Consider the following 15,143-nt stretch of genomic DNA (forward strand, 5'->3'; position numbering starts at 1 on the left):
TTCCCCCTTCATGAATTAATAGGATACATATACATCTGTCAGCAGTTCGGTTTCTTCCGGATAAGCGCTTTTTTCGCTGAATGCGACCGCTTGCTCGACCGCTTCTTCAACTTCTTTTTCAATCCGTGACTGCTCTTCTTCACTCATCAGCCCTTTTGCCAGCAATTCGCTTTTGAACACGGCAATGGCATCTTTTTCTTCCTGATGCACCGCTTTTTCGTCATTTGTTTTGTAGCGCTGGGCATCTCCTTCAAAATGGCCGTAGTTCCGGTATGTCATACACTCAATAAGCGTCGGTCCTTCACCGTTTTTGGCACGCTCTATCGCCCGGCCCGCAGCCTGGAAAACCGCGGCTGCATCTTTTCCATCCACGCGAATGCCCGGAATCCCGTAGGCGGCCGCACGATCTGCGATCGACTCGCAGCTTGACGCATAGGAAAACGGCGTCGCTTCGCCATACCCGTTGTTTTCGGCGACAAATATGACAGGGAGCTTCCAGATGGCGGCAAGGTTGATCCCTTCGTGAAACGTCCCCTGGTTGTTGGCGCCGTCGCCAAAAAAGCAAACGCTTACATTTTTAGTCTTTTTATACTTTGCAGTGAGGGCAGCTCCGCAGGCCAAGGGAAATCCCCCGCCGACGATTCCGTTTGCGCCTAGCATCCCTTTGTCAAAGTCTGCGATATGCATCGATCCGCCTTTTCCTTTGCAAAGTCCTGCAGATTTCCCGTATATCTCGGCCATCATCCCTTTCAAGTCGCACCCTTTTGCAATGCAGTGCCCATGGCCGCGATGTGTGCTCGTGATGGTGTCTTCATCATTCAGATGGGCGCAGACGCCCGCAGCGACCGCTTCTTCCCCGGCGTAAAGATGGACAAAACCCGGCAGTATCCCTTTAGCAAACAGCTGATGAACCCGATCTTCGAAATAGCGGATTTCCAGCATTTTTTGATACATCCATACCGCCTTTTCCTTTGTCAGTGCCTCTTCCATATGCAAAAACCTCCTGTCTTTTTTTACTCACACGTTATGATGCAAAAATCGTGCCAGCTCTCCGACGCGAACATGAAGCTCTTTTCAGACGGACATCCTTCCAAAACAAGAGACAAAACGAGACGGGTGTCTCAATTTGTCTACTTCATCAGTTGCGGAAATGTCTTTGCCGCAGTTAGAATGAACGGTAGAGACGAAGGAGGTTTTTTTCATGAAGAAAGCGTATGTTTTTTTAATCGGCGGATTTGAAGAAATCGAAGCGATAGCAACGATTGATATTTTACGGAGGGCTGAAGTCGAGACCGTCACCGTCTCGCTTGATCCATCGCGCAGCGTGAAAGGCGGGCATGACATTGTCGTCGAGGCAGACGTCATGTTTGAGGATGCTGATTTTCAAAAAGCGGATATGCTGATTCTTCCGGGCGGAAATGTAGGCAGCAAAAAAATGCTGGAACACCAAGCTTTGCACAAGACGCTGACAGAAGCGGCGGATGCAGGAAAATATGTCGCCGCTATCTGCGCCGCAACGATGACGCTCGGAAAAACGGGGCTTGTCAGCGGAAAAAAAGCGACCTGCTATCCCGGGGTTGAAGAACATTTAACAGGAGCGGATGTCACTGCAAATGAAAAAGTTGTCGTAGATGGAAACATCATTACTTCCAGAGGCCCGGCGACCACGATTCCATTTGCCCTCAAGCTTGCCGAATTGCTGAACGGCAAAGAAAAAGCCGATGCAGTTGCCAAGGGAATGCTCGTCTGCTAAGACGGCATTCCTCTTTTTTATCCATAAAAGAACGGTATTGACATCATAAATCTTAAAAGATATGATATTTAAAAAGTAATTCCGTAAAATCAATAATTGTAATCTCATGCAAAAGAGCTTTAGCATTCGGCTATAATCCCTATGGTCGCGTGAAAAAGCACCCTTTACCATGTATGACATTAACATTTTGATAGGACGGTATATTTCATTTTCCCTATACTCATGTATAAGGAAAAGAAATATACCGTTTTTCAGGAGGATATAACATTGAAAAAACAGAAAGTGACAAAGGGGTCTCTGGAGGCGGAGATCAGCAAAACCTTAACCCAATGGGAAAAAGACTATTTGGGCCGCGGCTCCGTGTCTGTTAAAACAGACATTCTCAGAAATATGGTCATCATTTCCCTGAACGGTATTTTGACACCCGCCGAATACGAACTTTGCAGTACAAAAGAAGGCCTGCTGTCAATTAAAAGAACCCGCTCCGGTTTGGTGGAATCGGGTATAGAACAACTGAGCCGCATAATGAAGGAGCTGACCGGTGAAGAGACGATCAGCTTTCACACGGATATCAGCACCCGCACTGGCGAGCGGATCATGGTATTTAAATTGGCAAACGACCTGCAAAAAAAATTGGCATAGAAAAACGGAAGATCTTTAAAGCATGAACATGAGTTAAAGATAAGCCGGTATTATTCAGAAAGATTGGCTGAAATGGGCCGATCCTGAATATACCGGCTTTTTTTACGTTTTCAGAAAGGAAGGCAAGACATGAAACAGTATGTTCTTTTCCATCATCCCGACGGAGGGATGCCGGATGTTTGATCTGCTAGATTCTTTATTTTGGCTGAAAATATTTTTCGCGTCGCTTGCGCTTTGTTTGTTAAGCGCACTGCTCGTCCTGAATCGAAAGGTTCCATTGGCATATGTACGGATTCACGCCAAGATCATCGCCCTGCCGCCGCTTGCCGCGCTGGCAGCATTGATAACGGCAAATCCCGGGCAAGCTGGAGCTCCTTGGCGCTTGGATTCGCTGGCTTGGCTGATCGCCTTGTTTGTCTTGACAATCGGCTTCATCGTCCAGCGCTACTCTGTCCGGTATTTGTTCGGCGACCGCTCCTACCGTAAATTTTTTGTGCTGCTGACGCTTACAACAGGAGGCGCTTCATGCGCCTGGCTGAACGATGATCTTCGCTGGCTCCTCTTATGCTGGGGTATCACGCTTTTCGGCTTGACCGCGCTAATCGGCTTAAACGGCGCGTGGCAAGCGGCCAAAAATGCCGCTTTGTATGCGGGCCGGATCTTTGCGCTCAGCTGGCTGGCGATAGCAGCAGCCGCTCTTTGGCTGTCTCTCGCGACAGGACACTGGCAGCTATCATCCGCCATAGCGGAGGAAAGCCTTGTACAGCTCAGCTCATGGGAGAAAACCGGGATTGGCCTCCTTATCATTTTAACGGTGATGATTCCTGCGGCACAGTGGCCGTTTCATCGCTGGCTGCTCGATTCGGCAATCGCGCCGACTCCCGTTTCCGCGGTCATGCACGCCGGACTCGTAAATGTAGGCGGCGTCATGCTGACCCGTTTCGCACCGATGTTCAGCGGTGATGGGCTGCAGCTTATTCTGCTTGTTCCCGCCGTCTTTTCCGTCTTGCTCGGAACGGGCATGATGATCGTCCAGACGGACTACAAGCGGCAGCTCGCAGCTTCAACGGTCGCGCAGATGGGTTTTATGCTCGTCCAATGCGCATTAGGAGCCTATATTGCGGCTGTTATTCACCTCATTTTGCACGGCCTGTTCAAAGCCGCCCTTTTCCTGCAAGCCGGATCAGCGGTGCGCCGTTATGAATCGTTCGCCTCTAAACGGGGCAGACCGGCTCTTTTCTGGGACATGATAGGCGGCGCCTTTGCTCTTACTGTCGTCATCGGAATCTGGGTCTCAGCTGCGGACGATGGCTATCAATTGATCAGCGCCCTTGTTTTAGGCTGGGCATTGTTCATTGCTTGGAGACAGCTTGTCACAGCCAATGACGGTCGCGTCACACGAATGGCCGGGCTTTTCATTTTAACGGGGGCTTCACTCGCGTTTGCCATCATTCATTCCGGTTTACACGGGCTCCTGAAGGAAGCTGTTGTACAGGGGGCGCAACCGCCCGTCATGGCGGCCGTTTTAACGGTAGTCGTTTTGTTAGCTGGTACTGCGGCCAGCGCCTTGATCGTTCGGCAGCGGTTTGCATGGTCCGGCGCACTTTATCTGCGTCTTGTAAAAACGGGTGAGCCTCATTTTGAATCGGTCGAAGAACGGCCGAATTATCTTGACCAATATCTTACTCAAGGAGGTCGTCAATCATGAAAGCAGCACCCACATTGTCTAAACAATTGATCTTCAAATATGAACATCAGACAGCGGACTTTAATATTGATGAATCGGTTCAATCAGCAGCACGAGTCATTGCGCCGCTTTGGCCGATTGAAACCTTTGCCGCGCGCCATCCGTGGATGGGTCTTGAAGAACAGACATTTGAACAGACGGCCCGGCAGCTTAAACAGCAGCTTCAGGTTGATATATACCCAAAGTCCTCCATTTTCCGCTCCGCAAAACAAAGGGGAGAAATCGATGAGGCCATTCTTGAAAAAAAGCTGACGCATTGGCTCGATTCACATCAGCCCGGCATGCAGAGGGAAACAGCGGAAGCGTTTTGCAAAGCCGCGCTCAAGCTGGATGAAATCCCTGAAAAGCTCTTGAGATCCCGGCAAGTCGAAAAGCTTGCCAAACAAGCGGCGCGCGGGACAATCGATGATCAAAAAACACGCTTGATCAAACCGCTCAGCGTTTTTGCCGGACAAAAAACCGCTCACCTTCTTGATCATCATGTGATTAAATGGTGCAAGCTGTTTCTCGATGAATCACAATCGGCATGGCGGCTTCCACATCGCGAGAAAGGGTTTTACAGCGCTTGGCGGCAGCTTGTTGAACATGATCCCGCCCTGGCGCGAGCGGAACGCCAACGACTGAAAGGGTGGCCGGAGGAGCCTCGGGACGCGATGAAAAGAGCACTCCGAGCGCTTGATATTTCTGATGGAGACGTTCAGGCATACCTTGAAGCTCATTTGCTCTCTCTTCCGGGATGGGCCGGGATGATGCTTTGGCGTTCCCAGCAATCGCAGGACGAACAAGGGCTGCTTCTCGAGTATTTGGCCATCCGGCTTTCAATGGAATGGATGCTTATTGAACCTTATGTGCCGCTGTCTAAGCCAAAACCTGAAAAAGAGATGCAGATCGTTCCTTTGATTGCGGCCTGGCTGCATTGGGGCGGCCTGACGCCTGACGAATGGCTCAAACTTTCAGCAGCAGAGCAAAAAGCAAGATTAACACTCGCCCGCCGCTTTGATGATCTAACGCGCAGGCGCATCTGGCTGGAAGCATGGGAACAATCATACGCTGCTGAGGTAAGGAACCTCATCACGGCAAACAAACCTGCCGCTGCCGCCAAAAGTGAAGCGGCGCTGGCCCAGCTTGCATTTTGTATTGATGTCCGTTCAGAGCCGTTCCGACGGGCATTGGAAAAGTCAGGCCCTTTTGAAACGTATGGAACAGCGGGCTTTTTCAATCTGGCAATCGAAACGTGTGAACTTGGCACTAAGCACACTCACAGCTCTCTGCCGGTCATCCTTAAACCTCAGCATCGAGTAAATGAAACGGCCGATGAATCAAGCTTTAAATCGTATCAAGAACATAAAAAAGCAGCAGCTTCGCTGAGCTCCGCCTTTAAAAAGATGAAACAGAATCTATTGGCGGGTATGCTCCTTCCCGAAGTGAGCGGGCCATGGCTGAGCCTGCAAATGGCCGCGCGCAGCCTGGTCCCCCGCACAGCCGGGCAAACTTTCCGGAATGCGCGGAAAACATGGCTGAAAAAGCCTCAGGCAAAGCTCTCGCTTGATCGTATGGAAACATCTGATGCCGATATTCCGGTCGGATTTACGGATGAAGAAAAAGCCGCCTATGCCAGACAGGCATTAAAGATGATGGGGATCACCGACCGGTTCGCTCCGCTGGTTGTCATTTGCGGGCACGCCAGCAGAAGCACGAATAACCCTTATGCATCGGCATTGGACTGCGGCGCCTGCGGAGGCGCATCAGGCGCTTTTAACGCACGCGTCCTAGCCGCTTTATGCAACCTTCCGAGCGTCAGACAGAGGCTCCGCTCCGACGGCATTTTTATTCCGGATGATACGGTATTCGCCGCCGCAGAGCACATTACAACATTGGATGAACTGCAGTGGCTCTATGTACCTGAGCTTCCGGCTAAAGCTCAACAAGCGTTCGACCGCATCAACTCGGTGCTTCCTGATGTGAGCCGTACTGTCGGAGCCGAACGCTTAGAAGAGCTGCCGCAGCTCGGCTACCAAAATCCGCGGAATGAAGTTGAGCGCTTCGCCGAAGATTGGAGCGAAGTCCGTCCAGAATGGGGGCTGGCACGAAATGCTTCATTCATCATCGGCACACGCCGGCTTACACGCGAAGCTGATCTTGAAGGAAGAGCTTTTCTGCACAGCTATGACTGGCGGAATGACGAGGACGGCTCCATCCTCAGCGGCATCATTTCAGGGCCTGGAACAGTAGCCCAATGGATCAATCTGCAATATTACGCGTCAACCGTTGCACCGCATTATTATGGAAGCGGAAATAAGGCAACTCAAACCGTCACTTCAGGCCTCGGCGTCATGCAAGGAAATGCAAGCGATCTTTTGGCCGGTCTCCCGTGGCAGTCCGTCATGCGGTCGGATGACGAAATATATCATGCGCCTCTCAGACTCCTGATCGTGATCGAAGCACCGGATGATGCTATCGAACGTCTCCTTGACCGCGATCACAGCTTCCGGCAAAAGGCGGAGAACGGATGGATCCACCTGGCATCTATTAACCCGGAGGGAAAATGGAAGAACTGGACAAACACGATAAATGAATGAGGTGAAATGTCATGGAAGAAAACAAAAAAATACTGATGATTATCGGAATGGAGAAACAGCTTGAACAGACCATCTGCCGGGCAGGGAATATTCAGCCTGAGAACGCCCTTGTTTTAAAAAGCGTCTTCCCTGATATTTCACAGCCCTACGGTGATATGATGAGGGATATCATTACCCTTGTCCACCGGAACAAAGCGGAAGAAATTTGGATTGTCCGCGATAAATACGAGCAAACGGCAGATAAAGATATTTCTGACCTTTTAAATAGAAACAAAGATTTAAGCGATAGAATGCAAACTTTAGAGTACCTTTTCCAAAACTGCAGTCCGGAATTTCCGTACGGCAGCATCGATGAATGGCTGTCACCGAGCGAAAATGCGGCCGAAGGCGTCCAAAAAAGCGTCGCCGCCATCCGACAGCACCCGTTAATCCCTTCGCACGTCAATGTAAAAGGATTTCTAATCGAAAATTCGGTTTTAACGGAAATTGAAACCTTAAACAAAAACGGAGCCCGATAACAGGGCTCCGTTTTGTCTTAAACACAGGCATTCTTTACACAACAGCAGACCGCTGATAAAATCTCTGAATATGCATGGTAATATAGCACAGCTCTTTTTCCGGAAATTCAAAGCCATACTCCCGCTTCACAAATGCCCCGATTTCTTCTGCGCACATAAACGCTTGTCCAAACTTCTTTTTAATGAGGCTGATCATTTCACCATCCATTTCGTAAAATGTCTCTCCCGATTCAATATGCTGAATGGCGAAACGGAGATGGTTGACAAGCCGCTCATACGAAATCGTCTCATCCTTTATTTTAATGTTGAGTTTATCTTCGATAATCTCGATAATATCCTTGATCATCGTTGTGAGATCGAGCGTTTTTGTCATATCTCCCGCGTTTGTTTTCGCTGTATGAATATGAAGCGCAATATTGGCGACTTCATCCTCCGGAATATCGATCTTCAGCTTATCTTTAATGAGGGCCTTTGCCCAGCGGCCGATTTGAAATTCTTTCGTATAGAGGACTTTAACTTCCTGAAGCAGCGGATTTTTAATGACCATTCCCTTGCTTAACCGTTCTATCGCGAATGATAAATGATCTGAAAAAGCGACATGGATTCGCTCATTGATTTTGATCCCGAGCTCTTTTTCCGCATGAGAAATAATGTCCTCCGCCACCTGAATATGATCTTCCGGCAACGTTTTTAAGATCTCCTCGAATTGGCGGTATTCTGTTGAATCTTTCATCACAAATATTTTTTCAATTTTAGATCTATCGACAATATCATTCTTCTTTTTTTGAAATGCGATTCCGGAACCTAATACGATCTTTTCCTCGCCGCCATCCTTGACGACGAGCGCATTGTTATTTAAGATTTTTTTTACTTTCATAGCTGCCTTCCTTTCATCCTGTTTTAATGAATGAAAACGGAATTATTCTTTTTCATCTTTAAAGCCAAGACACAAAGTCGCAATGAATGCTGAAATCACCGCAATCGCAAAAGCGATTAAATAATGAATGAGATTGGCGGTGCCAAGAGGGAGAATGATTGAAATCATCGGGATGCCGGACAATCCGTAAGAGTTTGCCGCAACGTGTGTGAAGACGGCGTATGCCCCTCCGATGGCGCCTCCGATCGATGCGCCGATAAACGGTCTCGCGAGCTTCAGATTGACGCCAAACATGACAGGTTCGACGATTCCCAAAAAAGCGGTGAGAGAAGCCGGAATCGCAATCTTTCTGATAGCGGCATTCTTTGTTTTCAAAAATACGGCGAGCCCCGCTCCTCCCTGCGCGACATTGGCCATCGACCATATTGGAAGCAGAAAATTGACCCCATATTCGGGATCTGCAAGCAGCGACGCTTCAATCACATAAAAACTATGGTGCAGGCCGCTCAAAACGAGTAAGGAGTAAAGCCCGCCAAATAAAAATCCGGCGCAGGCCCCCGCAAAATGATAAACAAACCCGAGACAGTCGCTTACGAAATGAGCGATGATCAGTGAGAGCGGCCCCATGATAAACAGCGCGGCAAATCCGGAAGCCATGACTGTAATAAACGGTGCGACAAGCAAATCTAAAGAACGGGGGACGATTCTTTTTAAGAATTTTTCGATTTTGCTCATTATGTAGACGGATAAGAGAATCGGTATGACCGTCCCCTGGTATCCGATCAAAGGGACTTCAAGACCGAATACTTCGACGGATTCCGGCTTTTGGCTGCCGAGCAATGAAGGATCGAGTAAATCGGGATGGGTCAGAATTCCGCCGATGACAGCGCCTAAAAACGGATTCGCTCCAAACTGTTTAGCCGCACTGAACCCGATCAGCACAGGCAAAATGACAAACGCTGAGCTTGAAAAAATATCGAGCATTTTCATCAGCGGGCCGCCATAAGCGCCGAGGCTGAATTCTTTAAGCACACTGATGAGACCCATGAGCAATCCGCTCGCAACGATTGCCGGAATGATCGGCACAAAGATGTCTGACAGCGTTTTGGCAAATCGCGTCAATACGTTCATGTTTGGCGGCGCCTCCCGCCGGGCTTCTTCAAGAGGAGCCGGATCGCTGTATTGAATCATTTCCTTATAAATCTTATTGACTACACCTGTACCGAAAATGATCTGAAACAAACCGTATCTGAAAAAAGTCCCCTGCACAGACTCCATCTTTTCAATAGCAGCTATATCGATTTTTTCTTCATCTCTGACATTGAAACGCAGCCTTGTCGTACAATGGCTGATGCTGATGATATTCTCCGCGCCTCCAATGAGGGGCAAGAGAACTCTTGCAATCTCTTTATGCAGCACCCGGATCTACCTCCTCCAATTTTTCTATCCTATCAAATCAACAGAAGACGATCAAAATGAAAAATGTGCCATCACATCCAAAGACCCCCGGCGAAAGGAATAAAAAAAGACCTAAAACATGCGAAAGCATCAGCCGATAGGCGCAAAAAAAGCACACTAAGGTCTGTAGTTCCTTTAGCACATTTTAGGTCTTGCCTGCCTTACCAGTAACAATCCCGTCAATATTTGTTCTTAATATGATTCTATTCGCTTCGGCCTTGGACATCAATAGTGCAAACCGCCTATATATCCCCCGTATAAAAAAAGAGAAGGCGTTAAAGCGTCTTCTCTACATCTTCAATGGCTATCGCACGGTCCTTTAAAACATGCACACTGTACTTCACATAGCCTGGCCGGTCTTCCCCGTCTAAGCCCATACTGTCAATCTCAATGTTTTCATAATGGTAGCCGCTCAATAACTTTTTCACCACTTTTGCCTGGTCATAGACCTGCCTCCGGCCGTCCCGGCCTGAATTCAAGGTAACTATAACAGCGATCGGTTCTGTTTGCTTCAGTTTTTTCCAATTTGTATTGACATCATAGCTTCCTGATAGAGAAACTTGGACGTCAATTACGTTTTTCAGCTTTTTTTCAAGCTCTCTCTTGATCTCATTTGAGGCTTCTTTGCTTATTCTGGCTCTCGTCTTTTCCTGTCTGGCTTCTTTGATGCCATCGTTTGTGACAGCCGGGTGCAATCCGCCTTTCACGCTGAAAATGTACTCATCATTCCGCTCATCTGACACACGAAAAAGGTATTCAGCAAACTTGAAATTATAGGAGCTCCCTTTCATATTTAAGGTTTCACCGGCGTGTGCTTCCTGCAAGTATGCCGATAGCTTTTGTTCAGCCAGCGCGCGGCTGAACGGATTTCCGTAAAAGGCGTTATACACATAACAGCCTGTCACAAGAATCAACAACGAGAGACCAGTAATGATGGCTTTCTTTTTCAATTCAATCAACTCTTTCCAAATTCTCGCGTCCCGTCCATTATGAAGGAGAATTCGGACATTAGGCAAGCTCTTTCTGCTTCGTCTCCGTCCCCAAAAAGAAGATCGCCGCGACAGCCGCAATAACGGCGACGCAGAAGATCAAAAAGATCATTGAAATCTCTGTTCCCCGGGCGACGAGATAGCCGACAAGAAGCGGGCCCAGGATGCCGCCGATTCGGCCAAAGCCGGCTGCCATTCCTGCGCCGGTCCCCCTGATTGATGTCGGGTATTGTTCAGGCGTATAAGCATAAAGCGCGCCCCAGGCACCAAGGTTGAAAAACGATAAAAACATACCTGACGCAAGCAGAAGCGCCAGCGATTCAGCCGATCCGAAGAAGTAGGCGCTGACAGCCGTCCCTAACAAGTAGACGGTAAGCACCATTTTCCGGCCGGCTTTTTCAATCAGCCATGCCGCGGAGAAATAGCCGGGCAGTTGAGCCAGCGTCATGATCAAGACGTACTCAAAGCTCTGGATCATGCTGAATCCTTTCATCACCATGACGCTCGGCAGCCAAAGAAACATGCCGTAGTAGGAAAAGACAACGCAAAACCAGACAATCCACAGCATGGCCGTAGGCCGGGCATATTTGCGGGACCAGACGTTTTTCACATTTTCCACGACGGTCGGCTTCCTTTCCTGCGCAAGCTTCTCATATTTCGGAGAATCCGGCAGGGCGATCCGCAAATATAAGGCGTAAATAGCCGGTATCGCGGTTATTAATAAAGCAATCTGCCAGCCGTAGGCCGGAATAATAAAATACGAAATGAGCGCTGCGGCCAGCCAGCCGAATGCCCAGAAACTTTCGAGCAGGACGACGACTCTTCCCCTCCGCTCCGGCGCAACCGTTTCGGATACGAGCGTAGATGCGACTGGAAGCTCTCCCCCAAGCCCCATACCGACGAAAAAGCGCAGGACTAAAAATGCCCACAATGTCGTCGTCAAAGCGGATAACCCGCTGCCGATCGAGAAAAACAGCAGCGTAATCATAAAAACGTATTTTCTTCCGACACGGTCAGCCAAAAGGCCAAAGACAAACGCCCCGACTGCCATGCCGATTGAGTTGACGCTGCCGATCCAGCTCATCTCCTGCGGCGTCAACTTCCATTCCACGTGCAAAGCGGCGATAATAAACGATAATATGCCAACGTCCATAGCATCAAAAAGCCAGCCGAGACCGGCGATGCCAAGCAGTCTGCGCTCTGAAACAGGACGGTTCTTCTTCATACTCACTACACCTCTTTACTCTCTTAGCAGTTTACATGAGTATTAGTTTACACCTGTCTTTACACTTTTGTCACGAAGAAAATGAGGCGCCGTCTATTTCAGTTTAATGAATATGATGCTTGTGAAACTTTTCTTCTTGGTGCCTCAACTTTGGCAGAAACCCGTTTTCCCGCTCTTTTTCATAGCGCTTCTCAATATGAGATTTGATTTCTTTACCCCTCTCCTGATCAAGGATTCCGTACTCCACATACTTATTGATCAGCTGTTTTTTCTTTTCCACAATGTCCTTTTGCAAAGAAGCCAGTTCATTTTTTTGCTTGTCGGTCAACTCTTGATAAACGCGTGTTTCCCCGTAGGCAGAAGACATGACAGCCGTACATGACAGCGGAATGACGAGAAGCAGGCAAACGCACAGTTTGCGCATCATGCAACATCCTTTCTGATCTATGATTCATTCTATTTTTATCTGTTTTGCGGAGTTTATGCATAAAAAAAGCCGCTTGGTAAAGCGGCTTCAGATTGTTGACAAAATCCCAAAACGACTTTTAGTTTTGGGATTTTGTCATCCTTTCAGCGTGATTGAAAACCCTTGCAGTCTAGGAAGGCCGAGCATCGGAGCGGAGCGAATGTTGGAATTCGTGAGCACCGACGCGCAGGCCTGACAACGAATGCGAGGGTTTGTCGACACGCTGAAGCCGCTTGGTAAAGCGGCTGGGCTTTCTATTAAGGCTGCAGCGATTTCCGCGCCGTATATTCATCAATGCGCGCCAATGCGTCTATCATGTCCATGCAGTTGCTGAAGCTTTCATCAATTTTTTGAATGCCTTCCTGATACTTTCCGTCAGTAAGTACTTGTTCTGCTGCATCCCTCAATCTTTCAGCATTGACCTCTTCTGCAAACAGCGGATATCCAGCATTCAGTTCTTTCAGGCGCTGGGCGATCATCGGCTGATCTTTATCATGCGGAAGCACGACCATCGGGACACGGTAATGAATGCCTTCATTGACGCTGTTCATGCCGCCGTGGGTGATGAACACATCGGCTTCTTTAAGCACCTCTAATTGCGGCACATACGGTGCAATGATAAAATGCTCCGGCACTTCTTTTATATCCGCGTAGTTCGACTTTTCGCCGGCGGCGATGACAACCTTGCCGTCGAAATCACGGAATGCATCGATGCACATATTGAAAAAATCCTCAGTTTTACCAAGTACGGTTCCCATTGAAATATAAATGACTTTCTCATTCTTTAACGATTCTATCGGAAAATCGGTCTTGTCCAGGCGCTTCGGAAAACGCGGACCGATAAACAGCACATCATCCCCAAAACGGTCGCTTTCAGGCTGAAAATACCGGCTTGTATACACAACCGTCAACTCCGCCTGATTGCTCATAAACTGTCCTGTATGCCTAGGTGAGACGCCGTACTTTTCTTTCAGTTCACTAAGCATGTCTTCACATTCTTTGTCCAAGTGCAGCTCCGCGCCTGAATCCGGATGCAGCGGCAGAATCTTCATATGTTCTTGTCCGAAGAGAAATGAAGCCGACGAAGCGATTCCCGGAATGTTCAAATAATCCCTGACCAATTCACCTGCACCGAATGTGTCATAATACACGGCATCGAACGAAATGCTTTTGGACAGCTCTTTTACAATGTCTAAAATATACAGCGAGGTTTTGAGATGAATTTTTAAAAATTCAAGAAGGCCGGACGGTGAATTCGGATCAATATGCGCGTTTCTTACCAGATCTTTGTATAAATGGACGGTAGCCCCGACGCCCTCCAGCCTGTCTTTATACTTTTCTGTTGAAAGATAGTGCACATTGTCGCCTCTGTCAGCAAATGCTTTGGTGATCCCTAATGTAGGATTGACATGCCCTTCCGCCGGAAAATTGACGATTAAAATATTTTTCATGATTAAAACTCCTTTTTATCCTTTTTGAAACGGGTTGACATCAATTCAGCGCCTGATTAGACTGGTGTTAGTTACTACTAACTATCATAAAATGGGGGTATACACCTTTGCAAGAGACGAACGAACGGATCATATCTGCTGCTTTAGACTTAATGCAAAAATACGGTTTCAAGTCGGTGACGGTAAAGGATATCGCGCTCCATTCAGGCGTCAGCGAGATGACGGTCTATCGCCACTTCAACACAAAGCTCGGACTTTTGGAAGCGGCCGTTCAGCAATTTTCTTATATACCAGCCTTTCAGCGCGTATTTGAAAATGATATCACTTGGAACCTGGAGAATGACTTAACATTGATTGCAGAATCGTATTTGCTTCATATGGAAAAAAACAAGCCCCTCTACCTTATCGCTGTTCAAGACGGCGGAAGGATGACTGATCTTTTCGGTTCTCTGTTAAAGCATATGGAAGAACTCCTTCGTTATTTAACAGACTACTTTCAAACGATGCAGGACAAAAGCCTGATGAAAAAGGGAGATGCGGATTCACAGGCCTTCGCTTTTCTGTCATCTTTATACGGATACTTCTCTTCTGGCGCATTGGCTGACGGCCGGTTTCAAAAAGTCGCTAAAGACACTTATATTAAACAGATAACCGCCGCTTTCTGCGGCGGTTTGCACATCTGATCAAACCTTTCAGACTGAAGGATGGATCGCTACTCATTTAGCTCCTCAACATCCTTCAGCCTGGTATCCGTATTTTTTTCAAAGAAGGTGCTGTATTTGACATAGCCGGTCTCGTCGTCTTTGATATCTTCCCCCTCAAAAATGTTGGCATTAATCGTCACGCTTTCATAGTCGTACCTTTCTTCATTCAACAGGCGCTGAATCTTTTGCGCCGTTTTGTATACGTCTTTTCGGTCGGCATTTGCGGCATCAAGTAAAATATGAATCTCCATCGGCCGCTCTAAGCGGAGGCTTTTCTCCCATTTTGCGTCCTCTTTCAGCTTTCCTTTTAATACTTCCACATGCACGTCAACGTCTTTCAGATGGTTTATGTTTTTCGATAAAAACGTTTTGATTTCTTTTCCGGCTTCTTCTCCAAGCCGCTCCATCAGCGGTTCGTTGAGGTTCTCTTCATAGATACCGTCCGTGTGTACTTCTGGTTGAACAAACCCTCTCAAAGAAAACAGATAGGGATCTTTGCGCTTTTGATCGCCGGTATCCGTGACTTCAAATACATATTCGGAGAACTTGAAATTATAAAGCCCGCTGTCGATCCGCAAGTCTTTTTCAGGATAGCGGTCAGTCAAATAATGCTCAAGCGCCGTTTGAGACAGCTTCTTGCTTACGGGATTTCCGTTGAAGGCGTTATATGCGGCAAGCACAAAAGAAACGAGCAGCACGATCAATACGCTATACAAGATTTTCTTTTTCATCAT

At 47.9% G+C, this 15,143-nt stretch carries 14 protein-coding genes; 6 read left to right on the plus strand and 8 right to left on the minus strand.

Annotated elements, in window-relative coordinates; genetic code table 11:
- Positions 1-15: 15 nt before the first annotated feature.
- Positions 16-990, minus strand: a complete 975-nt coding sequence (locus M1E06_RS17235) for a thiamine pyrophosphate-dependent dehydrogenase E1 component subunit alpha (protein WP_016886251.1) — start codon at positions 988-990, stop codon at positions 16-18.
- A 211-nt stretch (positions 991-1,201) separates the two neighbouring features.
- Between M1E06_RS17235 and M1E06_RS17240 the strand changes: the two genes are divergently transcribed.
- From M1E06_RS17240 to M1E06_RS17260, 5 genes are all read left to right on the plus strand, one after another.
- Entirely contained in the window at positions 1,202-1,753 is a 552-nt protein-coding gene (locus M1E06_RS17240) for a DJ-1 family glyoxalase III (protein ID WP_043054186.1), read from the plus strand.
- 267 nt (positions 1,754-2,020) lie between these two features.
- A complete protein-coding gene (locus M1E06_RS17245; protein WP_016886253.1) occupies positions 2,021-2,395 on the plus strand; it encodes a DUF2294 domain-containing protein in 375 nt (124 codons plus the stop codon).
- A 175-nt stretch (positions 2,396-2,570) separates the two neighbouring features.
- A complete protein-coding gene (locus tag M1E06_RS17250) occupies positions 2,571-4,103 on the plus strand; it encodes an NADH dehydrogenase subunit 5 (protein ID WP_080131285.1) in 1,533 nt (510 codons plus the stop codon).
- Positions 4,100-6,721: a DUF2309 domain-containing protein gene (locus M1E06_RS17255; RefSeq protein WP_216904522.1), complete on the plus strand. Its 2,622-nt coding sequence runs from the start codon at positions 4,100-4,102 to the stop codon at positions 6,719-6,721. Before M1E06_RS17250 ends, M1E06_RS17255 begins: the two co-directional genes overlap by 4 nt.
- An 11-nt stretch (positions 6,722-6,732) precedes the next feature.
- Positions 6,733-7,239 (plus strand): carbonic anhydrase, encoded by a 507-nt coding sequence (locus M1E06_RS17260; RefSeq protein WP_035339184.1) that lies wholly within the window; start codon positions 6,733-6,735, stop codon positions 7,237-7,239.
- 34 nt (positions 7,240-7,273) lie between these two features.
- On the opposite strand, the gene M1E06_RS17265 is transcribed toward M1E06_RS17260, so the two are convergent.
- From M1E06_RS17265 to M1E06_RS17290, 6 genes are all read right to left on the minus strand, one after another.
- A complete protein-coding gene (locus tag M1E06_RS17265) occupies positions 7,274-8,116 on the minus strand; it encodes a PRD domain-containing protein (RefSeq protein ID WP_020450591.1) in 843 nt (280 codons plus the stop codon).
- Positions 8,117-8,158: 42 nt separating this feature from the next.
- Positions 8,159-9,535 carry a sucrose-specific PTS transporter subunit IIBC gene (locus M1E06_RS17270; protein ID WP_020450590.1) on the minus strand — a complete coding sequence of 459 codons (1,377 nt, stop codon included), beginning with the start codon at positions 9,533-9,535 and terminating at the stop codon, positions 8,159-8,161.
- 314 nt (positions 9,536-9,849) lie between these two features.
- Positions 9,850-10,590, minus strand: a complete 741-nt coding sequence (locus M1E06_RS17275; protein ID WP_125897657.1) for a YfjL-like protein — start codon at positions 10,588-10,590, stop codon at positions 9,850-9,852.
- Positions 10,583-11,788 (minus strand): MFS transporter, encoded by a 1,206-nt coding sequence (locus M1E06_RS17280; protein ID WP_023855884.1) that lies wholly within the window; start codon positions 11,786-11,788, stop codon positions 10,583-10,585. The genes M1E06_RS17275 and M1E06_RS17280 overlap by 8 nt, the downstream gene beginning before the upstream one ends.
- Positions 11,789-11,891: 103 nt before the next feature.
- On the minus strand, positions 11,892-12,215 hold the full coding sequence (locus M1E06_RS17285) for a YckD family protein (protein WP_230459160.1): 324 nt from the start codon (positions 12,213-12,215) through the stop codon (positions 11,892-11,894).
- A 296-nt stretch (positions 12,216-12,511) separates the two neighbouring features.
- The gene (locus M1E06_RS17290; RefSeq protein WP_035339187.1) at positions 12,512-13,705 is read right to left on the minus strand and encodes a macrolide family glycosyltransferase; all 1,194 of its coding nucleotides are present in this window, start codon (positions 13,703-13,705) and stop codon (positions 12,512-12,514) included.
- Positions 13,706-13,812: 107 nt separating this feature from the next.
- Here M1E06_RS17290 and M1E06_RS17295 point away from each other — a divergent pair, with 107 nt between their 5' ends.
- Positions 13,813-14,388 carry a TetR/AcrR family transcriptional regulator gene (locus M1E06_RS17295; RefSeq protein WP_025810226.1) on the plus strand — a complete coding sequence of 192 codons (576 nt, stop codon included), beginning with the start codon at positions 13,813-13,815 and terminating at the stop codon, positions 14,386-14,388.
- 29 nt (positions 14,389-14,417) lie between these two features.
- Here the strand turns inward: M1E06_RS17295 and M1E06_RS17300 are convergent, their stop codons facing one another.
- Entirely contained in the window at positions 14,418-15,143 is a 726-nt protein-coding gene (locus tag M1E06_RS17300; RefSeq protein WP_025810228.1) for a YfjL-like protein, read from the minus strand.

It is taken from the genome of Bacillus sp. AK124, from assembly GCF_053903085.1.

Bases quoted from the DNA above. Each gene is read 5' to 3' on its own strand.
- M1E06_RS17235 (WP_016886251.1), bottom strand. From the start codon at position 990: ATGGAAGAGGCACTGACAAAGGAAAAGGCGGTATGGATGTATCAAAAA.
- M1E06_RS17240 (WP_043054186.1), top strand. From the start codon at position 1,202: ATGAAGAAAGCGTATGTTTTTTTAATCGGCGGATTTGAAGAAATCGAA.
- M1E06_RS17250 (WP_080131285.1), top strand. From the start codon at position 2,571: ATGTTTGATCTGCTAGATTCTTTATTTTGGCTGAAAATATTTTTCGCG.
- M1E06_RS17255 (WP_216904522.1), top strand. From the start codon at position 4,100: ATGAAAGCAGCACCCACATTGTCTAAACAATTGATCTTCAAATATGAA.
- M1E06_RS17260 (WP_035339184.1), top strand. From the start codon at position 6,733: ATGGAAGAAAACAAAAAAATACTGATGATTATCGGAATGGAGAAACAG.
- M1E06_RS17265 (WP_020450591.1), bottom strand. From the start codon at position 8,116: ATGAAAGTAAAAAAAATCTTAAATAACAATGCGCTCGTCGTCAAGGAT.
- M1E06_RS17280 (WP_023855884.1), bottom strand. From the start codon at position 11,788: ATGAAGAAGAACCGTCCTGTTTCAGAGCGCAGACTGCTTGGCATCGCC.
- M1E06_RS17285 (WP_230459160.1), bottom strand. From the start codon at position 12,215: ATGATGCGCAAACTGTGCGTTTGCCTGCTTCTCGTCATTCCGCTGTCA.
- M1E06_RS17290 (WP_035339187.1), bottom strand. From the start codon at position 13,705: ATGAAAAATATTTTAATCGTCAATTTTCCGGCGGAAGGGCATGTCAAT.
- M1E06_RS17300 (WP_025810228.1), bottom strand. From the start codon at position 15,143: ATGATGAAAAAGAAAATCTTGTATAGCGTATTGATCGTGCTGCTCGTT.